At 69.3% G+C, this 20,940-nt stretch carries 15 protein-coding genes; 6 read left to right on the top strand and 9 right to left on the bottom strand.

Annotated elements, in window-relative coordinates:
- Positions 1-23: 23 nt before the first annotated feature.
- Positions 24-809 carry an SDR family oxidoreductase gene (locus OC490_RS23480; protein WP_262059952.1) on the bottom strand — a complete coding sequence of 262 codons (786 nt, stop codon included), beginning with the start codon at positions 807-809 and terminating at the stop codon, positions 24-26.
- 48 nt (positions 810-857) lie between these two features.
- Here OC490_RS23480 and OC490_RS23475 point away from each other — a divergent pair, with 48 nt between their 5' ends.
- Together OC490_RS23475 and OC490_RS23470 are read left to right on the top strand one after the other, a co-directional pair.
- A complete protein-coding gene (locus OC490_RS23475; protein WP_262059951.1) occupies positions 858-1,997 on the top strand; it encodes an acyl-CoA dehydrogenase family protein in 1,140 nt (379 codons plus the stop codon).
- A complete protein-coding gene (locus tag OC490_RS23470) occupies positions 1,997-2,968 on the top strand; it encodes an acyl-CoA dehydrogenase (protein ID WP_262059950.1) in 972 nt (323 codons plus the stop codon). Before OC490_RS23475 ends, OC490_RS23470 begins: the two co-directional genes overlap by 1 nt.
- Here the strand turns inward: OC490_RS23470 and OC490_RS23465 are convergent.
- From OC490_RS23465 to OC490_RS23455, 3 genes are read right to left on the bottom strand one after another with little or no spacing between them, the layout of a single operon-like run.
- Entirely contained in the window at positions 2,943-4,592 is a 1,650-nt protein-coding gene (locus tag OC490_RS23465) for a cytochrome b (protein ID WP_262059949.1), read from the bottom strand. The two genes, OC490_RS23470 and OC490_RS23465, sit on opposite strands and share 26 nt — an antisense overlap.
- 53 nt (positions 4,593-4,645) lie before the next feature.
- Positions 4,646-5,209 carry a HutD family protein gene (locus OC490_RS23460; RefSeq protein WP_262059948.1) on the bottom strand — a complete coding sequence of 188 codons (564 nt, stop codon included), beginning with the start codon at positions 5,207-5,209 and terminating at the stop codon, positions 4,646-4,648.
- Entirely contained in the window at positions 5,206-5,925 is a 720-nt protein-coding gene (locus OC490_RS23455) for a vWA domain-containing protein (protein ID WP_262059947.1), read from the bottom strand. The genes OC490_RS23460 and OC490_RS23455 overlap by 4 nt, the downstream gene beginning before the upstream one ends.
- 115 nt (positions 5,926-6,040) lie before the next feature.
- Between OC490_RS23455 and OC490_RS23450 the strand changes: the two genes are divergently transcribed.
- On the top strand, positions 6,041-6,880 hold the full coding sequence (locus tag OC490_RS23450) for a chitosanase (protein WP_262059946.1): 840 nt from the start codon (positions 6,041-6,043) through the stop codon (positions 6,878-6,880).
- A gap of 7 nt (positions 6,881-6,887) precedes the next feature.
- Here OC490_RS23450 and OC490_RS23445 read toward each other — a convergent pair whose 3' ends face one another.
- On the bottom strand, positions 6,888-7,871 hold the full coding sequence (locus tag OC490_RS23445) for a glycoside hydrolase family 113 (RefSeq protein WP_262059945.1): 984 nt from the start codon (positions 7,869-7,871) through the stop codon (positions 6,888-6,890).
- A gap of 29 nt (positions 7,872-7,900) precedes the next feature.
- Positions 7,901-9,757, bottom strand: coding sequence for a polysaccharide deacetylase family protein (locus OC490_RS23440; protein ID WP_262059944.1), 1,857 nt, complete (start codon positions 9,755-9,757; stop codon positions 7,901-7,903).
- Positions 9,758-10,169: 412 nt separating this feature from the next.
- Here OC490_RS23440 and OC490_RS23435 point away from each other — a divergent pair, with 412 nt between their 5' ends.
- The 3 genes from OC490_RS23435 to OC490_RS23425 all read left to right on the top strand — a co-directional run bounded on the left by OC490_RS23435 (position 10,170) and on the right by OC490_RS23425 (position 13,394).
- Entirely contained in the window at positions 10,170-11,414 is a 1,245-nt protein-coding gene (locus OC490_RS23435; RefSeq protein ID WP_262059943.1) for a glycosyltransferase family 2 protein, read from the top strand.
- 115 nt (positions 11,415-11,529) lie between these two features.
- Complete coding sequence (gene wecB / locus OC490_RS23430; protein ID WP_262059942.1) at positions 11,530-12,693, top strand: non-hydrolyzing UDP-N-acetylglucosamine 2-epimerase; 1,164 nt, start codon at positions 11,530-11,532, stop codon at positions 12,691-12,693.
- Positions 12,690-13,394: a DUF1080 domain-containing protein gene (locus tag OC490_RS23425; RefSeq protein ID WP_262059941.1), complete on the top strand. Its 705-nt coding sequence runs from the start codon at positions 12,690-12,692 to the stop codon at positions 13,392-13,394. Before wecB ends, OC490_RS23425 begins: the two co-directional genes overlap by 4 nt.
- 121 nt (positions 13,395-13,515) lie before the next feature.
- Here the strand turns inward: OC490_RS23425 and OC490_RS23420 are convergent, their stop codons facing one another.
- From OC490_RS23420 to OC490_RS23410, 3 genes are all read right to left on the bottom strand, one after another.
- Complete coding sequence (locus tag OC490_RS23420; RefSeq protein ID WP_262059940.1) at positions 13,516-14,979, bottom strand: glutamate synthase subunit beta; 1,464 nt, start codon at positions 14,977-14,979, stop codon at positions 13,516-13,518.
- A complete protein-coding gene (gene gltB / locus OC490_RS23415; RefSeq protein ID WP_262059939.1) occupies positions 14,972-19,567 on the bottom strand; it encodes a glutamate synthase large subunit in 4,596 nt (1,531 codons plus the stop codon). Before gltB ends, OC490_RS23420 begins: the two co-directional genes overlap by 8 nt.
- Positions 19,568-19,932: 365 nt before the next feature.
- On the bottom strand, positions 19,933-20,664 hold the full coding sequence (locus OC490_RS23410) for a VIT1/CCC1 transporter family protein (protein ID WP_262059938.1): 732 nt from the start codon (positions 20,662-20,664) through the stop codon (positions 19,933-19,935).
- Between the last annotated feature and the right edge of the window lie 276 nt (positions 20,665-20,940).

Here is a 20,940-nt window from a genome sequence, read left to right as displayed (position 1 = left end):
CGCGGCACTGGCCCTTCGTCCCGCTACGCATGCTGGCTGCTCACGGAGACGACCTCGCCGGTCATGTACGAGGAGTAGTCCGAGGCCAGGAAGACGATCACATTAGCCACCTCCCAGGGCTCGGCGTACCGCCCGAAGGCCTCTCGGGCGGTGAGGTCCGCGAGCAGTTCGGGGGTCGTGACCTTCACGAGGTGCGGGTGCATGGCGAGGCTGGGCGAGACCGCGTTGACCCGCACGCCGTACGCGGCGGCCTCGATCGCCGCGCACCGGGTCAGCGCCATCACGCCCGCCTTGGCCGCCGCGTAGTGCGCCTGCCCGGCCTGGGCGCGCCAGCCCACGACGGAAGCGTTGTTGACGATCACCCCGCCGGTCGCGCGCATCGCGCGCAGGGCGGCCCGGGTGCAGCGGAAGGTGCCGTTCAACGTCACGTCCAGCACCTTCGACCACTGTTCGTCGGTCATGTCGACGAGGTCCGAAGTGCCGCCCAGACCCGCGTTGTTGACGACGACGTCCAGCCGCCCGTGTGCCGCGACGGCCGCGTCGAACAGGGCCTGCACCTGCGTCTCGTCGGTGACGTCGCACGCCAGCGCAGCCACCGCCTCGGCCCCGAACTCCCCGGCCAGCTCGGCCTCGTACTCCTTCAGCCGCCGCGTGTGCGCGTCGCTGATCAGCACGCGGGCGCCCTCCTGGAGGAAGCGGCGCGCGGTGGCCCCGCCGATCCCCGCGCCGGCGGCGGCGGTGACGACGGCGGTGCGCCCCTTCAGCAGCCCGTGCCCGGGGACGTATGCCGGACTCTCGACGCCTGTCATACGGCCACGCTAACCTACCAAACACTTGTTAGGGAAGGATGGTTGTCGATGGACCTCGACTTCGCTCCCGCCGAGGAGGCGTTCCGCGCCGAGGCCCGCGCCTGGCTGCGCGCGCAGGTGCCCGCCACGCCGCTCCCCTCCCTGGAGACGAAGGAGGGCTTCGCCGCACACCGCGCGTGGGAGGCCCAACTCGCCGCGGACCGTTGGTCGGTGGTGTCCTGGCCCGAGGAGTACGGCGGCCGGGGCGCGGACATCGTGCGGTGGCTGCTGTTCGAGGAGGAGTACTACGCGGCGGGCGCGCCGGGCCGGGTCGGCCAGAACGGCATCAGCCTGCTCGCCCCGACCCTCTTCGACCACGGCACGCGGGAGCAACGCGCGCGTGTGCTGCCGTCGATGGCGACCGGTGAGGTGGTGTGGGCGCAGGCGTGGTCGGAGCCGGAGGCGGGTTCGGACCTGGCCTCGCTCACCTCGCGGGCGGTGCGCACGGGCGGGGGCTGGCTGCTGAGCGGGCAGAAGACCTGGTCGTCGCGGGCGGCCTTCGCGGACCGCGCGTTCGGCCTGTTCCGCAGCGAGCCGGACACCCCGAAGCCCCATCAGGGCCTGACCTACCTGATGTTCGACCTGCGCGCGCCCGGCGTCACGGTCCGCCCGATCGGCCGTCTGGACGGCAGACCGGCCTTCGCGGAACTGTTCCTGGACGAGGTGTTCGTGCCCGACGAGGACGTGATCGGCGAGCCGGGCCAGGGCTGGCGGGTCGCCATGTCGACCGCCGGAAACGAACGCGGTCTCACCCTCCGCTCCCCCGGCCGCTTCCTCGCCTCCGCCGACCGCCTCCTCGACCTCTGGCGGGCGCAAGGCAGTTCAGCCACCGCAAGGGACCGGGTGGCGGACGCGCTGATCGGCGCCCGCGCCTATCAGCTCTTCACCTACGCCAACGCCTCCCGTTTCCTGGACGGCGAGTCCATCGGCCCGGAGTCCAGCCTGAACAAGGTGTTCTGGTCCGAGTACGACATCGCCCTGCACGAGACGGCCCTCGAACTGCTGGGCGCGGAGGGAGAGTTGGCGGACACCGACTGGGCCGAGGGGTATGTGTTCTCCCTCGCGGGCCCCATCTACGCCGGTACGAACGAGATCCAGCGCGACATCATCGCCGAGCGCCTGCTCGGCCTGCCGAAGGGCCGCCGCTGATGCGCTTCCTCCTCGACCCCGAACAGCGGGCGTTCGCCGACTCGTTGAACGCGATGCTGACGGCCGCGGACACCCCGTCGGTCGTACGGTCCTGGAGTCGCGGTGAGCCGGCGAGCGGGTGGTCGCTGTGGCGCCGTGTCGCGGGGGCCGGGGTGTTCGCGCTGGCGGTGCCCGAGGCGTACGAGGGGCTCGGTCCCCGGCCGGTCGAACTCGCGGTGGCGTTCGTGGAGTTGGGGCGGCACGCGGTTCCGGGGCCGCTGGCGGAGACGGTCATGGCGGCGGCGTTGCTGACCGAACCCGCCCTTGCCAAGCGTCTGTTGCCCGCGCTGGCGGCGGGCGGGGCGATGGCCACGGCGGCGCCGGCGGGGTCGTACGCGCTGGACGGTGACGTGGCGACGATCAGGCTGAGCTGGGACGCCGACGGTCTGCGGCTGGCGCCCCGGCACGACGGACCGGTACACGCGTCCCTCGACCCCGCACGCCGTCTCACCCGCCTGCTCCCGGGCGGTGAACTCCTCACCCCGGAGCCGCCTTTGGCCCAGGCCCTCACCTGGGCCCGGCTGGCCACCGCGGCCCAGGCGCTCGGCGTCGGTCTCGCCCTGCTCGACCGGACCGTCGCCTACGTCAGGCAGCGCACCCAATTCGGGGTCCCCATCGGCTCGTTCCAGGCCGTGAAGCATCAACTGGCCGATGCGAAGATCGCGTTGGAGTTCGCGCGCCCGCTGCTCTTCGGTGCCGCGCTCACCATGACGGAGTCCGACGTGGCCGCCGCGAAGGTCGCCGCGTGCGAGGCGGCGTACGCGACGGCCCGTACGGCGCTTCAGCTGCACGGTGCGATCGGCTACACGGCGGAGTACGACCTGTCGCTGTGGCTGACCAAGGCCCGTGCCCTGCGGGCGAGTTGGGGCGACCCGGGCGAGTGCCGGGCCACCGTGCTCGAAGGCTTCAGTGGTGATGGTCGCCGCTCGTGAGTTCCTTGTACTCCTCCACCGTCGGCTTCGGGATACGGGTCTCGGGGCCGAACATCGCCTTGGCGAGCCGGGCCCGCACCCGCTGCCCGCCCTTGACCTGCCGTTCCACGCCGTTCGCGTCGACGAGCGGGCCGATGGCGTACGGCGGTTCCTGTTCGTGCTGGGTGAGTCTGAACAGCTCGTCCTGCGCGAGGGGTTCGTGTACCTCGACGTACTCGCCGTGCGGCAGCATCTTGATGAGGCCGGACTCACGGCCGTGCAACACCTTGTCCCGGTCCCGGCGTTGGAGTCCCATGCAGACGCGTTTGGTGACCAGGAAGGCGGCCACCGGCATCACGAAGAACGACACCCGTACGAACCAGGTGATCGCGTTGATCGAGAGGTTGAGATGGGTGGCGACCACGTCGTTGCCGCCGCCGATCAGCAGCACGCCGTACAGGCTCAGCCAGGCCACGCCGAGTCCGGTGCGCACGGGCATGTTGCGCGGCCGGTCCAGGATGTGGTGTTCGCGTTTGTCGCCGGTGATCCACGCCTCGATGAACGGGTAGGCGCCGATGGCGGCGAGGATCAACGGGAAGAGCGTGAAGGGGATGAAGACGCCCAACTCCAGTGTGTGGCCCCAGGCGTTGATCTCCCATCCCGGCATCACGCGGATGAGTCCCTCGGAGAAGCCGAGATACCAGTCGGGCTGGGCGCCGGTCGTCACCAGGTCGGGGCGGTACGGTCCGAAGGCCCACACGGGGTTGATGCTGGCGATGCCGCCCATGATGGCGAGCACCCCGAAGACGAGGAAGAAGAAGCCGCCCGCCTTGGCCATGTAGACGGGCAGGAAGGGCATGCCGACCACGCTCTTCTGGTCCCGTCCGGGTCCGGGGTACTGCGTGTGCTTGTGGTAGAAGACCAGGATCAGATGCGCGACCACCAGGCCCAGCATGATCCCCGGCAGCACCAGGACATGGATCGGGAAGAGCCGCGAGATGATGTCGTGCCCCGGGAACTCCCCGCCGAACAGGAACATCGACATGTACGTGCCGACGATCGGCACGGACAGGATCGCGCCGTCCGCGAAGCGGATGCCGGTGCCGGACAGCAGGTCGTCGGGGAGCGAGTAGCCGGTCAGCCCGGTGATGATGCCGAGGAACAACAGGGTCCAGCCGAACACCCAGTTGAGCTCGCGCGGCTTGCGGTAGGCGCCGGTGAAGAACACCCGCATCATGTGGATGAGCATGCCCGCGATGAAGACGACGGCCGCCCAGTGGTGGATCTGCCGGATCAGCAGTCCGCCGCGCACGTCGAAGCTGATGTCGAGCGTGGACTCGAACGCCCGGGTCATCGGGATGCCGTTCAACGGCGTGTACGAGCCGTGGTAGATGACCTCGACGCCGCTCGGCTCGAAGAACAGGGTGAGATAGACGCCGGTGAGGATCAGGATGATGAAGCTGTAGAGGCAGATCTCGCCCAGCATGAAGGACCAGTGGTCCGGGAAGACCTTGCGCATATTGGCCTTGGCCAGCGCGTACAGCCCGAGCCGTCCGTCCGCCCAGTCGGCGAGCTTCTCCCCCTTGCCCGCCTCGCTCGGCCGCCCGCCGCCCGCTGTGCCGTTCACCGATCGTGCGCCGTCCATACGTTCGCCGCCTCCCCGTCCGGATCACCCCACAGGGTGTCACGAGGTCCCGGCTAAGCCAACGGTGCGTCAGCAGGCAATGACAGCCCGATCACGGCGGTACGACCCCGCGCCTGCAGCACCGCCTCCTCATCGCCCAACTGCACGGCGTCGTACGGCCCGAGGGTCAGCCCGGCCACCTCGGCGGTGCCGTCGAGCGCCACCACCAGGGCGCCCGCGCACACCCGCAGCCGCCCCCGGACGACGGCGACCGTGGGGGCCGTAGCAGCCGCGTCCCGGCGCCACATGACGTTAAGGTTGACGACCGGGCCGTCCAGCAGTCGGCAGTCGGTCGGTAGGTCGCCCCTGAAGTCCCTTGGTGCGTAACGGGTGTTGACGAGTTGCCGGTCGCCGTCGACGGTGAGGTCCATGCCGGCGCCCTCGACGACGGTGAGGGTGCGGTCGATGTCGGGGAAGGCGGAGAACGGCCCGTCCGCACCGACCTCGGCGAGGCTCACCCGCCACGTGAAGTCGTCCATGCCCGAGCCCTCGGGCCAGGCGGCGATCTCCCGGGTCACACCGCCACCGTTCTTCCAGGGCACGGCAGTTCGCGCCGAGGCGGGCAGGAGGCGGGTCACTGGACGATCCCCCGCTCACGCGCCGTCGACAGCCACTGCGGGAACTCGCCCACCAGTCGGTCGTAGAGCTCCGCGTCGGACATCCCCAGCGGATCCGAACCGGCGTGGAAGAAGCCCGCGTTGTCCACCGCACGCTTCTGCGGCACCGCCAACTCGTCGAGTCTGCGCAGGAATTCGAACTGCTTGCTCTTCGCATCGCCGAACCCGACGAACTGCCAGAACATCGGCAGCTTGGCGGCCTTGCACACATAGCGTTCCGCGGCGAGCTTGTTGATCGGGCCGCCGTCCGTCTGGAAGACGACGAGGGCGGGCTCCTTGGAGCCGCTGTCCAGATAGTGGTCGATGACGGCGTCCATGGCCAGGTGGTAGCTCGTCTTGCCCATGTGCCCGAGCCCGGCCACGATGCGGTCGATCCGCCCCTGATGGCTGTCGAGGGCGATGTCCGTGACGGCGTCGACGTCGGTCGAGAAGAAGACAACGGGCACGGTCCCGTCGTCGTCCAGGTGCGCGGACAGGCCCAACACCCGGTCGGCGAGCGCCTGCACGCTGCCGTCCTTGTAGTACGGCTTCATGGAGCCCGAGTAGTCGACCACCAGATAGACGGCCGCGCGCTGCCCGTCCAGCCCGTGCTTGCGGAGCGAGACCCCGGCGCTCTTGTACAGGCTGACCAGCGCGGGCGCGGTCTCCTCGACCTTGCTGAGCGAGATCGCGGCCACAGGGGCTCCCTTCGGATCACGGCGAAAGCATCGAGATTACGCCACGGAGGTCCGGCAGTCCCAATGTCCCCCCAACCCCCGGAATAAGGGACGTAACCGCCCCTACTCTGGCCCCATGAAACGCGCCGGCGTCCTGATCCTCGCCGCCGTACCCGTCGTCCTCCTCGCGGCGACGGCCTACGGCTCCTCATCCACCGCCCACGACGACCCGCGGCCCGCGCACCCCTCCGCCGCGGCGCAACGCAGAGCGCCCGAGAGTCTGGCCGCGCCGGCCATGAAGAACCTCGCGCAGGAACTGGTGGCCAGCGCCGAGAACTCGACGCTCGACTGGCACAGCGCGTACGGATATGTGCAGGACATCGGCGACGGCCAGGGCTACACGGCGGGCATCATCGGCTTCTGCACCGGCACCCACGACCTGCTCGTCCTGGTCGAGCGCTACACCTCCGCCCACCCCGACAACGGCCTCGCCCGCTACCTCCCCGCCCTGCGCCAGGTCGACGGCACGGACTCCCACCAGGGCCTGGACCCCGGTTTCCCGGCCGCCTGGCGCGCCGAGGCGAAGGTCCCCGCGTTCCAGGCGGCCCAGGACGCGGAGCGCGACCGCATCTACTTCGACCCGGCGGTCAGCGCCGCCAGACGCGACGGCCTGGGCCCGCTGGGGCAGTTCATCTACTACGACGCGATGGTCTTCCACGGCCCGGGCACGGACGGTTTCTACGGCATCCGCACGCGCGCGATGCAGCGGGCCGAGCCCCCTGCCCAAGGCGGCGACGAGAAGGCCTACTTGAGCGCCTTCCTCGACGTCCGCCGCGCCACGATGCGGGCCAAGCACCCCGGCATCGACACCTCCCGCGTCGACACGGCCCAGCGGAAGTTCCTGGAGGAGGGGAACCTGGGGCTGCGGACGCCGTTGGTGTGGAAGGTGTACGGGGAGACGTACCGGGTGCCGTAGCAGGCACTCACCGGGCCCACCTGTCGCGCAGCACCGTCTCCGCCGGTTTGCCGTGCGGGGTGTACGCCAGCTTCACCGGCGTCTCCCCGCTGTCCGGCCAGTCGTCCCACATCCACCAGCACACGCCGGCCCACCATGTGCGCCCCTCGAAGGAGTCCAGCAACGCCCGGTAGGCGGCGGCCTGTTCGGCCCCGCCGGCGGTGCGGCTCACGGTCCAGGAGTACGGCGCCGTGGTGCTGCCGCGCTGGCTGACGTAACCGGCTTCGGTGAACAGGATCCGGCGGCCCTGGCGTTCGGCGTACGCGGCGAGCTTCTTGCGGATCGGCACCCAGTCGCGACGCAGCCTGCCCGGGTCCGTGGCGGGTTCGGCGGACAGCGGCCAGTAGGCGTCGATGCCGATGAGGTCGAGGGCCTGCCAGAAGTGGATCCGCTGGTACTCGTCGTAGTTGGCGGCGTACGTCAACGGCCCGTCGTAGTGGTCGCGGACCGCCTCGACGACCTTCGTCCAGGCCGCGGTGTCGCCGGAGACCCCGGCGAGTTCGGTACCGACCGCGAACTGCTCGGCGCCGGTGTGCGCCGCGAGGTCCGCGTAGTGGGTGATGAAACGGCGGTACGCGGCGAACCAGGCGGTACGGTCGCGTGGGCGGATCTCCGCGCGGTCGACGTCGCCGGGCAGGTCGATGTGCGGCTTGATCATCACCTTGAGACCGGCCTTGTGGGCACGCGCCACGATGTGCCGCAGGCTCACGTCGCTCGCCGTCTCCTCCGTCGTGTGCGGGGCGGAGTCGGTGACGCGGGTCTGGTACCAGGTCGGGGTGAAGGTGACCCAGCGCGCCCCGGTCGCACGGATGTCCCGCAGATAGCGGGGGGCGGCCGGGCTGTCGTAGTCGGTGCGGTTCCAGGACGGCAGCGCGAAACCGCGCATCGTCGGGAGCGGGGCGGTGCCGCCGGACGTACAGCCGCTCACGGCGAGGAGGACCGCCGCCGCCATGGCGACGGTCCCCCTCTTCAGGCGTGCCCTCACAGGCCGGCCGGGCTGACGAAGGTGTAGCCCAGTGCCTTGATTCCGTCGATCGTGTCCTTCAACGGCTGGAGCGGGAAGTACGGGTGGTAGAAGAAGCTGGCGAAGCCGTCCCGTACGGCGAGATTGTCCTTGGCCGCGGCGACGAGGTCGGCCGGCAGTCGTGCCGGATGGTTGTTGAAGGCCTCCGGCTCGTAGTTGCCGATGTTCTCGGGAATGACTTTGGTTCCGTACACGTCACGCACCACGTAGGGGAAGAACTGCCCGATGAAGGTGTTGGAACCCGCCGACTTCCCGCTGAGCGTCCCCGAGAAATACAGCGAACGTTCCAGTCTCGCCGAGAAGTTCGAACTGAATACCTTGTAGTCGGCGGCCGAACCCGCGTAGTGCGGAGTCGTCCACAGTGTCGGCCTCGGCAGGCCCGCGGCCGTGAAAGCCGCCAGCGCGCCGGTGACCCGGGTCTGCGCCCACAGCGCGGAGTCCTCCGCGACCGGACCGTCGTAGACCACGTTGTTCGCGGAATCGATGTGCGACCGATAGAACTCGAAGTCGTCACCGGTCACGCCGTTGTAGGGATTGGCCACATTGCTGTACTGGTGCGTATAGCCGTGGTCCATCAGAACCGCTCCCCGGGCAAGCATGTACTTCAGCGCGCTCACCACCATCGGCTTCTGTGCCAGCGTGAACGTCTGCGCGACCCCGTTGTTGTATGTGCCCTTGGGATCCGTATAGACGGGAATCACGTTGATGCCGTAGGGAATGTGCTGCGAGTAGAGATAGTCGGCCATGGCCCGCAGCTCGGTGGGATCCGAGTTGGGGCTGATGTCCTCCAGGCGCACCATGGCGCGGTGCTGCTCGGGGGTGGCCGGTGCGAGCGCGTCGAAGAGGAGGTCCTCGAAGGCGATGACCCGGTCGGTCTCGGAGACGTAGGCGAAGGGGATCTCCCCGATGTAGGTGAGGTTGGACGAGCGGACCGCCCACCCGAAGGTGTGTCCGTTCGAGCTGTCCAGCCCCTCCGCGAGCCGGGTGACCGCGGGATAGCCGGCTCCCGTCAGGACGTTGGGGCGCAACACGCCGCCGTCCTGCCCGGCCGGGATGTTCCGGGTGAGCGTCTGGCCCTTGTACGACACCTGTGTCACGGTGCCGACCGAGCCGCCGTCCTCGTAGTACGAGGTGGTCGGGTCCCAGCCGTACTTCTGGCTGAACCGGTCCACTCCGTCGGCGTTCGCCATGCCCCAGATGTTGGCGCCGATCCAGGTCACGGGCTTGGTGGTGGACATCGCGTCCTGGTAGAACGCCGCCGGAACGGCGTCCGGGACGTCACCGCCGTAGTAGGTCGAACCGATGTAGACCACGGCCGTGTACGAGTTGATCATCCCGGCGGTGTACTGCTGCACGGGTTTGGCCGTCACGGCGCCGAAGTGGCCGGCGAGGTTGGCCGCGGCCATCGCGTACAGCTCGCCCAACTGCCCGTAGGGGCCTGCCGTGTCGTAGAGGACGAGGGCGGTGGGGCTGGTCGCGGCGGCGGGGACCGACGTCCGCAGACCCGCCTGCCTGATCACCGTGGAGGGGGCGGCGAGCGGAAGCCTGGTCGTGCTCGCCAGGTCGGCAGCCCCCTTGTGCGGCCGGTGGTGGCGTGCCGTGTCGGCCGTGAGCTGGGTCTTCGCCCAGCCCTTGAGGTCGATACGGCTCAGCCCCGACACGGGACCGCGCGGCGCACCCGGATGATGGTCCCCCTTGGACGACGGCTGGGCGCCGACCGCCATGAAACCGCCACCCACCAGGGAGGCGACGACGAACAACGGCATGGAAATCCTGAAGATCTTCCGTCGCGTGGACGGGATCACTGCTCTCACGATCGTTCCCCCCACTTTGCCATTCACTGGCAAAGGGTTTTGCTGACAAGAAGGGCCAGATTCTTCTGGTCGTTCCGGAAGAGTGTCAATAGGACCAGTAGCCGAATTCCCGGCTTTCCGGATAGTGTCCCGAATCGCCCGGAGGTTCTGCTACGTTCGCCTTCCACGCGTTGGGGACGCGTGTTGAAACTGGGGGGACAATGTATGGACGACCCGCTCTGGGTACACTGCTGCCTTTGGCCGGGGCGATCGCCGGGCCCGAGGCGATTCCAGGGCTTCCTTTGGCCAGAACACTACAGGCCGCTGCGGGAGCCGGATTCCTGCTCTACTGCCTGACCGCCGTCCTGATACTGCTGGCCCGGGCCCGCCTGCGCCGCCATGCGCGCACTGGGGTTCACCACCAGGAGCAGTTGTGATCACTGAATTGCTGCTCTGGTCGAGCATCGCCCTGATCGTGCTCGCCGGCTGCTACAACACAAGCCTGTTCTTTGTCTCACGACGCCGAATACGCAGGTCGCGTGCTCCGCACGGAGAACGCCTCTATGTATTCCTGCTGGCCTGCCTCAACGAAGAGACAGTGCTGTCGGAAAGCCTGGCGCGCATTGCCTCACTGCCCGCCGGAAATTTCTTCGCACTGGTTATCGATGACGGTTCGGACGACCGTACCGCCGAGGTCGCGCTCGCCGCCGATCCGCACCGGGTCAGGCTGTACCGGCGCACTCTGCCGAACGCGCGCCGGGGCAAGGGCGCCGCACTCAACGACGGGGTGCGGCACCTCAGGGAGTCCGGTCTCCTCGCCTCCCACGATCCGGCCGAGGTGATCCTCGTCGTCGTCGACGCGGACGGACGCCTCGATCCCCACATCGTGCAGTCGGTCGACCCCTACTTCGACGACCCGCGTACGGGGGCGGTTCAGGTCTGCGTCCGTATGTACAACCGGCACCTGGGGCTGCTCGCCCGTATGCAGGACATGGAGTTCGTCGTCTACGGCGACGTGTTCCAGAGCGCACGCCGCTTCATCGGCAGCGTGGGCATGGGCGGCAACGGGCAGTTCATGCGGCTGTCGGCGCTCAACACCCTTGACGGGGAAGGCCCATGGAGCGACAGCCTGACCGAGGACCTCGACCTCGGGGTCCGGCTGATCGCCAAGGGCTGGACCAACCAGCACTGCACCACCGCCGCGGTCTCCCAGCAGGCCGTGCTCAGTCTGCGGCGCCTGGTCCGCCAGCGATCCCGCTGGTTCCAGGGCCACTTGCAGTCGGCCGGTCTCGTCCCGCTCATCCTGCGGGACGTGCCCACCCGGCCCGCGCTGGATCTGCTCTACCACCTGTCCAGCCCGGTGCTCATCCTGCTCACCTCGCTGCTGCCCGTCTCGTTCCTCGTCGCGCTGGGAGCCACCACCGTGGCCTCCGTCGAGGCGGGACACCCGCTCGTCTCACCGATGTGGCTGCTCGGCCCGTACGTGCTCTCGTTCACGACCGCCTACGCGTACGGCTACGTGTACGCCAAGCGGGAGCGGGACCTCGGCCTTGTGCGCTCGGTGCTGCTCGCCCATGTCTTCGTCTTCTACGGCTACATCTGGTTCGCCGCCGGCTGGTGGGGCTTCTGGCGGATGCTCACCGGCCAGCGGGGCTGGCTGAAGACCGCTCGCACCTGAGGACGTTCAGGCCGCGCCGAGTCCGTGCGCGGGTCCTCTTCTCCCCACTCGCACCATCTGTCATCACCCTCACGCGGTCGCCGTGTCGATCGCGCATGCCCAAGGGGGCACACCCATGTCCACACAACCGTCAGCCCTGCCCGTGCGCGCCATGCTGGTGCTCGGGACCAGGCCGGAAGCGATCAAACTGGCGCCGGTGGCGCGGGCGATGGCCGTCGGCGAACAGTTCGAACCGATCGTCGTCACCACCGGTCAGCACCGCGAGATGCTCCACCAGATGCTCGGTCTGCTCTGCGTCGACGTGCGCATCGCACTCGACGTGATGCGCAGCCGCCAGCAGCTGTCCGAGCTGACCGCCCGGCTGGTCGGTGAGCTCGGCGAGGTCATGCGGGACCAGCGACCGGATCTGGTCGTGGTGCAGGGCGACACCACCACCGCGCTGGCCGGCGCCCTCGCCGCCTTCTACGAGAAGATCCCGGTCGCCCATGTCGAGGCCGGGCTGCGTACCGGCGTCATGGACAACCCCTTCCCGGAGGAGCTCAACCGCTGTCTGATCGGCCGGATCGCCCGCTGGCACTTCGCGCCGACGAAGCGCGCGGCCCGGCATCTGACCGCCGAGGGCGTGTCCCCGGAACAGGTGTTCACCACCGGCAACACGGTGATCGACAACCTGCTGTGGGTGCTGGCCGAGGGCACCGGCGCCTCCGCGTTCCGCACCGATGCCCGGCGGGTCCTGGTCACCCTGCACCGCAGGGAGAACCAGGGCGAGCGGATGCGGGGCATGGGCCGGGCACTGAGCCGACTGGCCGCGCGCGGGGACGTGGAGATCGTGCTGCCGCTGCACAGGAGCCCGGCCGTACGGGAGGTGCTGCTGCCCGAACTGGAGGGACGGCAGGGCGTTTCGCTGGTCGAGCCGCTCGGCTATCTGGACTTCGCGGCGACGCTCGCCGAGTGCGACCTCGTCCTCACCGACTCCGGCGGCATCCAGGAGGAGGCGCCGAGCCTCGGCAAACCGGCGCTGGTGCTGCGTACCACCACCGAGCGTCCGGAGGCGGTCGACGTCGGTGCCGCCCGGCTCGTCGGCACCGACCCGGAAGTGATCGTGAGCGCCGCGGAGGAACTGCTCGACGACCCGGTGGCGTACCGGCGGATGGCGACCGCGGGCAACCCGTTCGGCGACGGGCAGGCCGCGGCACGTGTACTCGCCCAACTCGCCGAGGACTTCGCCGCCGATGTACCGGTGGGCCTCACCGCGTCCGGACCATACTCGACCGCATGAAGCCGTCACTCCTGCGCCCCCGTCGGATCCCGCTGGTTCCGGCGGGGCGCAGGGGCCGGACCGCCCTGGCCCTTGCTCTCGCGCTCGCCGCCGTGCTGGCGATCACCTTGAGCCAGTGCCAGGCGGACGACTCACCGCCGCCCGCGCCCTGGGTCGACGGTACGACACACGGCCGTTGGGTCTCGGTCTTCAACGGCCACGGCACCAACCTCGGGGACGACAACTCCCTGTCCCTGTCGCCGAAGGCGGCCGAGGACCCCGGGACCACGCACGCCGGGCTGGTCGTGAGCACGGCCTCGTACGGCGACGTGCGGTACGAGGCACGGATGCGGACCATCAGGCAACTGCGCGATCCCGACCCGAACCCCTGGGAAGTGCCGTGGCTGGTCTGGGCGTACACCGACCCCGAGCACTTCTACTACATCACTCTCAAGCCCAACGGCTGGGAGCTGGGTAAACGCGACCCCGCCTATCCGGGCGGCCAGCGCTTCCTGGCGACGGGCCGGACGGAGTATCCGGTAGGCGAGTGGTACGAGGTGCGGGTGCAACAGGACGCCGCGGTCCTCGCGATCACGGTGGGCGGAAAGCCGCTGGTGACCTTCACCGACGCCGAACGTCCCTATCTGCAGGGCAGGGTGGGGGCGTACACGGAGGACGCCTCGGTGAAGTTCGAACACCTGAAGGCGAGTTCCGGCCCGTAGACGTGCGGCGGCGCCTGCCGGGTCCGGTCGGGGACAGGGCAAGCGCCGTCGGGGGGTCTGGGGGTCTCCCCCCAGATGACCCGCCCGTACGCCTTTGTACGGGACGTCTTTTGATGAACCGTCAGACCATCAGCGAGCGGTCCGTCGGGCGGATCGGGGCCGGGAGTTCGCTGGCGCCGGTGAGGAAGCGGTCGACGCCACGGGCGGCCGAGCGGCCCTCCGCGATCGCCCACACGATGAGGGACTGGCCGCGGCCCGCGTCACCGGCGACGAAGACGCCGGGGACGTTGGTCTGGAAGTCGGCGTCGCGGGCGATGTTGCCGCGCTCGTCGAGGCCCAGGGCGAACTGGTCGACGAGACCGTTCTCGCGGTCGGTGCCGGTGAACCCCATGGCCAGCGTGACCAGTTGGGCGGGGATCTTGCGCTCCGTGCCCGGCTTCCGGGTCAGCTTGCCCTCGACGAACTCGACCTCGACGAGGTGCAGCCACTGGACGTTGCCGTCCTCGTCGCCCTCGAAGTGGGTGGTGTTGACGGAGTAGACCCGCTCACCGCCCTCCTCGTGCGCGGACGTCACCTTGTAGAGCATCGGGAAGGTCGGCCAGGGCTGGGAGACCGGGTTCCGCTCGTCGCCCGGGCGGGGCATGATCTCCAACTGCGTGACGGAGGCGGCCCCTTGGCGGTGCGCCGTACCCACGCAGTCCGCGCCGGTGTCGCCGCCGCCGATCACGACGACGTGCTTGCCCGCGGCCGAGACCGGGGCGGTGACGTAGTCGCCCTCCTGCACCTTGTTCGACAGGGGCAGGTACTCCATCGCCTGGTAGACACCGGTCAACTCCCGCCCGGGGACGGGGAGATCACGCGCGGTGGTGGCGCCGGCGGCGATGACGACGGCGTCGTAGCGCTTGCGCAGGTCGGTGGCCTTGAGGTCGCGGCCGATCTCGACGCCCGTACGGAAGCGGGTGCCCTCCGCGCGCATCTGCTCGATACGGCGGTTGATGTGCCGCTTCTCCATCTTGAACTCGGGGATGCCGTACCGGAGAAGGCCCCCGATGCGGTCCGCGCGCTCGTAGACGGCGACGGTGTGGCCGGCCCGCGTGAGCTGCTGGGCGGCGGCGAGGCCCGCCGGGCCCGAGCCGACGACCGCGACGGTCTTGCCGGAGAGGCGCTCCGGGGCCTGGGGGGCGACGTCGCCCGTCTCCCAGGCCTTGTCGATGATGGAGACCTCGACGTTCTTGATGGTGACCGGCGGCTGGTTGATGCCGAGCACGCACGCCGACTCGCAGGGAGCCGGGCACAACCGCCCGGTGAACTCGGGGAAGTTGTTGGTGGCGTGGAGGCGCTCGGAGGCGGCCGTCCAGTCCCCGCGGTAGGCGTAGTCGTTCCACTCGGGGATCAGGTTCCCCAGCGGACAGCCGTTGTGGCAGAACGGGATACCGCAGTCCATGCACCGGCCGGCCTGCTTGCCGATGATCGGCAGCAGCGAACCGGGGACGTAGACCTCGTTCCAGTCCTTCAGACGGACGTCCACGGGGCGGGACTTGGCGACCTCGCGCCCGTGGTTCAGAAAGCCCTTCGGGTCAGCCATTGATCGCCGCCTCCATCATCTTCTCGGTGATCTCGGTCTCGGAGAGACCCGCTTGCTCAGCGGCGTCCTTGGCGGCGAGCACTGCCTTGTATGCGCTGGGGATGATCTTGCTGAAGCGCTCCACGGACACGGTCCACTCGGCGAGCAGCTTCTCGGCGACCGTGGAAGCGGTCTCCTCGGCGTGCCGGCGCACCACGTCGTGCAGCCACTGCTTGTCGTCCTCGTCCAACTCATGGACGGCGCCCGCGTTTCCGACGTTCACGTTGTCGGGGTTCAGGTCGATGACGTAGGCGATGCCGCCGGACATGCCTGCCGCGAAGTTGCGGCCGGTCTCGCCGAGCACGACCGCCCGGCCGCCGGTCATGTACTCGCAGCCGTGGTCGCCCACGCCCTCGGAGACCACGGTGGCACCGGAGTTGCGGACACAGAACCGCTCACCGGTACGGCCGCGCAGGAACAGCTCGCCGCCGGTCGCGCCGTAGGCGATGGTGTTGCCCGCGATGGTGGAGAACTCGGCGAGGTGGTCGGCGCCCCGGTCGGGACGGACGATGACCCGGCCGCCCGAAAGGCCCTTGCCGACATAGTCGTTGGCGTCGCCCTCCAGGCGCAGCGTGACACCGCGCGGGAGGAAGGCGCCGAAGGACTGGCCGGCGCTGCCGGTGAAGGTGATGTCGATGGTGTCGTCGGGCAGGCCCGCACCGCCGAACTTCTTCGTCACCTCGTGGCCGAGCATCGTGCCGACCGTGCGGTTGATGTTGCGGATCGCGACCTGGGCGCGGACCGGCTGGGCGTCGGTGGCGCTGGACGCGGCGAGGGCGTCGGCGGCGAGCTTGATCAGCTCGTTGTCGAGCGCCTTCTCCAGGCCGTGGTCCTGCTCGATGACCTGGTGGAGGGCGGCGCCCTCGGGGAGTTCGGGCACGTAGAACAGCGGGGCCAGGTCCAGGCCCTGTGCCTTCCAGTGGTGGACGGCACGCTCGACGTCGAGCGTGCCGGCCTTGCCGACGGCTTCCTCGATGGTGCGGAAGCCCAGCTCGGCGAGGATCTCGCGGACCTCTTCGGCGATGAACTGGAAGAAGTTCACGACGTATTCGGCCTTGCCGGCGAACCGGTCGCGCAGCACCGGGTTCTGCGTGGCGATGCCGACCGGGCAGGTGTCGAGGTGGCAGACGCGCATCATGACGCAGCCGGAGACGACGAGCGGCGCGGTCGCGAAACCGAACTCCTCGGCGCCGAGCAGCGCGGCGATGACCACGTCACGGCCGGTCTTGAGCTGGCCGTCCGTCTGGACGACGATCCGGTCGCGAAGTCCGTTGAGCAGCAAGGTCTGTTGGGTCTCGGCGAGGCCCAACTCCCAAGGTCCACCAGCGTGCTTGAGCGAGGTCAGCGGGGACGCGCCCGTACCGCCGTCGTGGCCGGAGATGAGGACGACGTCCGCGTGCGCCTTCGACACACCCGCGGCGACCGTGCCGACACCGACCTCCGACACCAGCTTGACGTGAATCCGCGCCTGCGGGTTCGCGTTCTTCAGGTCGTGGATCAGCTGGGCGAGGTCCTCGATGGAGTAGATGTCGTGGTGCGGCGGCGGCGAGATGAGACCGACACCGGGGGTGCTGTGGCGGGTCTTGGCGACCCACGGGTAGACCTTGTGGCCGGGCAGCTGGCCGCCCTCGCCGGGCTTGGCGCCCTGGGCCATCTTGATCTGGATGTCGTCCGCGTTGACCAGGTACTCGGAGGTGACGCCGAAGCGGCCGGAGGCGACCTGCTTGATGGCGCTGCGCCGGGCCGGGTCGTAGAGCCGGTCCGCGTCCTCGCCGCCCTCACCGGTGTTGGACTTGCCGCCCAGCTGGTTCATGGCGATGGCGAGGGTCTCGTGCGCCTCCAGGGAGATGGAGCCGTACGACATGGCGCCGGTGGAGAAGCGCTTGACGATCTCGGAGACGGGCTCGACCTCGTCGATGGAGATCGACGGGCGGTCCGACTTGAAGCCGAAGAGGCCGCGCAGCGTCATCAGCCGCTCGGACTGCTCGTTCACGCGGTCCGTGTACTTCTTGAAGATGTCGTAGCGGTTGGTGCGCGTCGAGTGCTGGAGGCGGAAGACCGTCTCCGGGTCGAACAGGTGCGGCTCGCCCTCGCGGCGCCACTGGTACTCGCCGCCTATGTCGAGGGCGCGGTGCGCGGGCGCGATGCCGCTCGCGGGGTACGCCTTCGCGTGGCGGGCGGCGACCTCCTTGGCGATGACGTCGATGCCGACGCCGCCGATCTTGGTGGCCGTACCGCTGAAGTAGGCGTTGACGAACTGCTCGTCGAGGCCGACCGCCTCGAAGACCTGGGCGCCCCGGTAGGAGGCGACCGTCGAGATGCCCATCTTCGACATGACCTTGAGGACGCCCTTGCCGAGCGCGTAGATCAGGTTGCGGATGGCCTGCTCGGCCTCGATGTCGGTGAGGAACGTGCCCGCGCGGACGAGGTCCTCGACGGACTCCATCGCCAGGTACGGGTTCACGGCCGCGGCGCCGAAGCCGATGAGCAGGGCGACGTGGTGGACCTCGCGGACGTCACCGGCCTCTACCAGCAGGCCCACCTGGGTGCGCTGCTTGGTGCGGATGAGGTGGTGGTGGACGGCGGCGGTGAGCAGCAGCGAGGGGATCGGCGCGTGCTCGGCGTCGGAGTGACGGTCCGAGAGGACGATCAGGCGGGCGCCGTTCTCGATGGCCGCGTCGGCCTCGGTGCAGATCTCGGCGAGGCGGGCGGCGAGGGCGTCGCCGCCGCCGGAGACCCGGTACAGGCCGGACAGGGTCGCGGCCTTCATGCCGGGCATGTCGCCGTCGGCGTTGATGTGGATGAGCTTGGCCAACTCGTCGTTGTCGATCACCGGGAAGGGCAGGGTGACGCTACGACAGGAAGCGGCCGTCGGCTCCAGGAGGTTGCTCGCGGGCCCGAGGGACGAGCGCAGGGAGGTCACGAGCTCTTCCCTGATCGCGTCCAGCGGCGGGGTGGTGACCTGTGCGAACAGCTGGGTGAAGTAGTCGAAGAGCAGGCGCGGGCGGGCGGAGAGCGCGGCGATCGGCGAGTCGGTGCCCATCGAACCGATCGGCTCGGCACCGGCCTTGGCCATCGGCGCGAGGATGACGCGCAGCTCCTCCTCGGTGTAGCCGAAGGTCTGCTGGCGGCGGGTGACCGAGGCGTGGGTGTGCACGATGTGCTCACGCTCGGGCAGGTCGGACAGCTCTATCTCGCCGGCTTCGAGCCAGTCGGCGTACGGCTTCTCGGCGGCGAGGCCGGCCTTGATCTCGTCGTCCTCGATGATGCGGTGCTCGGCGGTGTCCACGAGGAACATGCGGCCGGGCTGCAGGCGGCCCTTGCGGACGACCTTCGCGGGGTCGATGTCGAGGACGCCGACCTCGGAGCCGAGGACGACGAGGCCCTCGTCGGTGACCCAGTAGCGGCCGGGGCGCAGGCCGTTGCGGTCGAGGACCGCGCCGACCTGGGTACCGTCGGTGAAGGTGACACAGGCCGGGCCGTCCCAGGGTTCCATCATCGTGGCGTGGAACTGGTAGAAGGCGCGGCGGGCCGGGTCCATGGAGTCGTGGTTCTCCCACGCCTCCGGGATCATCATCAGCACGGAGTGCGGCAGCGACCGGCCACCGAGGTGGAGCAGTTCCAGCACCTCGTCGAAGGACGCGGAGTCGGAGGCCTCGGGCGTACAGATGGGGAAGACGCGGTCGAGCTTGTCCTGGTCGCCGAAGAGGTCGGAGACGAGCTGGGACTCGCGGGCCGCCATCCAGTTGCGGTTGCCCTTGACCGTGTTGATCTCGCCGTTGTGCGCGACGAAGCGGTACGGGTGGGCGAGCGGCCACGACGGGAACGTGTTGGTGGAGAACCGGGAGTGCACGAGCGAGATCGCGGAGGCGAAGCGCCGGTCGGACAGGTCCGGGAAGAAGGGCTCCAGCTGGCCGGTGGTCAGCATGCCCTTGTAGACGATGGTCCGCGCGGAGAGCGACGGGAAGTAGACGCCGGCCTCACGCTCGGCGCGCTTGCGCAGCGCGAAGGCCTTGCGGTCGAGGTCGATGCCCTGTGTCTCGCCGTCGCTCACGAAGACCTGCCGGAAGAGCGGCATGGTGGAGCGGGCGGTGGCACCGAGGAGTTCGGGCGCGGTCGGAACCTCGCGCCAGCCGAGGACGGTGAGCCCCTCTTCAGCGGCGACCGTCTCGATCTGTGAGACGGCGGCATCCGCGCCGTCCGGGGGCAGGAAGGCGATGCCGACCGCGTATCCACCGGCGGCGGGCAGATCGAATCCGGCCACCTCGCGGAAGAAGGCGTCGGGGACCTGGGACAGGATGCCCGCGCCGTCGCCGGAGTCGGGCTCGGCACCCGTCGCACCGCGGTGCTCCAGGTTGCGCAGCACCGTGAGCGCCTGCTCGACCAGCGCGTGGCTCGCCTCGCCGGTGAGGGTGGCCACGAAGCCGACGCCACAGGCGTCGTGCTCGTTGCGGGGGTCGTACATACCCTGGGCGGCAGGGCGAGCATCCATGAAGGACCAGTTCTGGCCATTCGTGGGCTGCTGGGACGGCTGGCGCGGCGTACGCATCGGCTCTCCCGTTGTCGTCGTGGCATATGCATGGGCATAGGGACGACGTTGGCCCTCTGCGGGTAAGCGCAAAATTTCGTGCAGGTTACATGATGGAACGGTTCTCGGGAACCGGATACTCCGTTCCAACATGCGGACGCCGCGGGGTGGCGGCGGTGCACCGCGTCAGCGGTGGAGATGAAGGGGACCAAAGCGGACAGATCGATGTCCGCCGGACCAGGGCAGAGGGAGCGTCGTCGCCCATCCCGCGGGTGCACCCCAGGCGTCGTTGCCCGCAGCGCTTACGGCTCATGCCCAGTGGTTAAGCGTTCGAAACCAGCGGGTAACGGCTACTTATGCGGACCACCGCATAAGTGCGCGTCGAGCTATCCTACGACCGTTCCGAACAAGGTGCCCAGGGCGTACGTCACACCGGCCGCCGCACCGCCCAGCGCGAGCTGCCGCAGCCCGCTGAACCACCAGGTCCGCGCGGTCACGCGGGCCACCACCGCACCGCAGCCGAACAGCCCGACGAACGCGAGCAGCAGCGCCGGCCACAGCGCGGCCACCCCGAGCAGGAACGGCAGTACGGGGAGCAGCGCGCCCAGCGCGAACGAGCCGAAGGACGACACGGCGGCGACGAGCGGCGACGGCAGGTCGGTCGGGTCGATCCCCAACTCCTCGCGGGCGTGTATCTCCAGGGCCTGCTCGAAATCGCGCGAGAGCTGCCGGGCGACTTCCCGGGCCAGCCCGGCCTCGACCCCACGACTCTCGTAGAGGGAGGCGAGCTCCCCTTCCTCGTCCTCCGGGTGCTTGCGCAACTCCCGCCGCTCGACATCGAGTTCGGCCTCGACCAGCTCGCGCTGGGAGGCGACGGAGGTGTACTCGCCGGCCGCCATGGAGAAGGCGCCGGCGGCGAGCCCGGCCAGCCCGGTGATGACGACGGTCTGATGACTGACGGCACCGCCGACGACACCGGTCATCAGAGCGAGGTTGGAGACGAGACCGTCCATGGCACCGAACACCGCGGGGCGCAGCCAGCCGCCGTTCACATCACGGTGGGTGTGGTTGTCGCGGTGCGCCTCGTGGAGCGTCGCCTCGGTCTCGATGATGGCCATGCGGTGATCCCCCAAAGGGCTAAGGTAAGGCTAAGTTTAGACAGATTCTATTCTTCGATAACGCCGAACATACGCCTTTCATTTCCCTCCCACCAGCAAGGAAAGGCTGGGCTAACCAGCACGTTTACCCTCGAACGCTCATCCGAGCCAGCTATCCATCAAATGTCGACCGGGTGATGCTGCGCTCCGTCAGGCTCTGCCGAAGACCTCCCGTGGGAGACATCCGCAAAGGGTTCCGCGCCCTGAGGCGCTCTGAGGGAACCCCGTAGGGAGAGG

This window comes from Streptomyces sp. STR69 (assembly GCF_024519455.1).
Classification (GTDB): domain Bacteria; phylum Actinomycetota; class Actinomycetes; order Streptomycetales; family Streptomycetaceae; genus Streptomyces.
This window is presented reverse-complemented; position numbering and strand designations above follow the sequence as displayed.

Bases quoted from the DNA above. Each gene is read 5' to 3' on its own strand.
- OC490_RS23480 (WP_262059952.1), bottom strand. From the start codon at position 809: ATGACAGGCGTCGAGAGTCCGGCATACGTCCCCGGGCACGGGCTGCTG.
- OC490_RS23475 (WP_262059951.1), top strand. From the start codon at position 858: ATGGACCTCGACTTCGCTCCCGCCGAGGAGGCGTTCCGCGCCGAGGCC.
- OC490_RS23470 (WP_262059950.1), top strand. From the start codon at position 1,997: ATGCGCTTCCTCCTCGACCCCGAACAGCGGGCGTTCGCCGACTCGTTG.
- OC490_RS23465 (WP_262059949.1), bottom strand. From the start codon at position 4,592: ATGGACGGCGCACGATCGGTGAACGGCACAGCGGGCGGCGGGCGGCCG.
- OC490_RS23450 (WP_262059946.1), top strand. From the start codon at position 6,041: ATGAAACGCGCCGGCGTCCTGATCCTCGCCGCCGTACCCGTCGTCCTC.
- OC490_RS23445 (WP_262059945.1), bottom strand. From the start codon at position 7,871: ATGGCGGCGGCGGTCCTCCTCGCCGTGAGCGGCTGTACGTCCGGCGGC.
- wecB (WP_262059942.1), top strand. From the start codon at position 11,530: ATGTCCACACAACCGTCAGCCCTGCCCGTGCGCGCCATGCTGGTGCTC.
- OC490_RS23425 (WP_262059941.1), top strand. From the start codon at position 12,690: ATGAAGCCGTCACTCCTGCGCCCCCGTCGGATCCCGCTGGTTCCGGCG.
- OC490_RS23420 (WP_262059940.1), bottom strand. From the start codon at position 14,979: ATGGCTGACCCGAAGGGCTTTCTGAACCACGGGCGCGAGGTCGCCAAG.
- gltB (WP_262059939.1), bottom strand. From the start codon at position 19,567: ATGCGTACGCCGCGCCAGCCGTCCCAGCAGCCCACGAATGGCCAGAAC.
- OC490_RS23410 (WP_262059938.1), bottom strand. From the start codon at position 20,664: ATGGCCATCATCGAGACCGAGGCGACGCTCCACGAGGCGCACCGCGAC.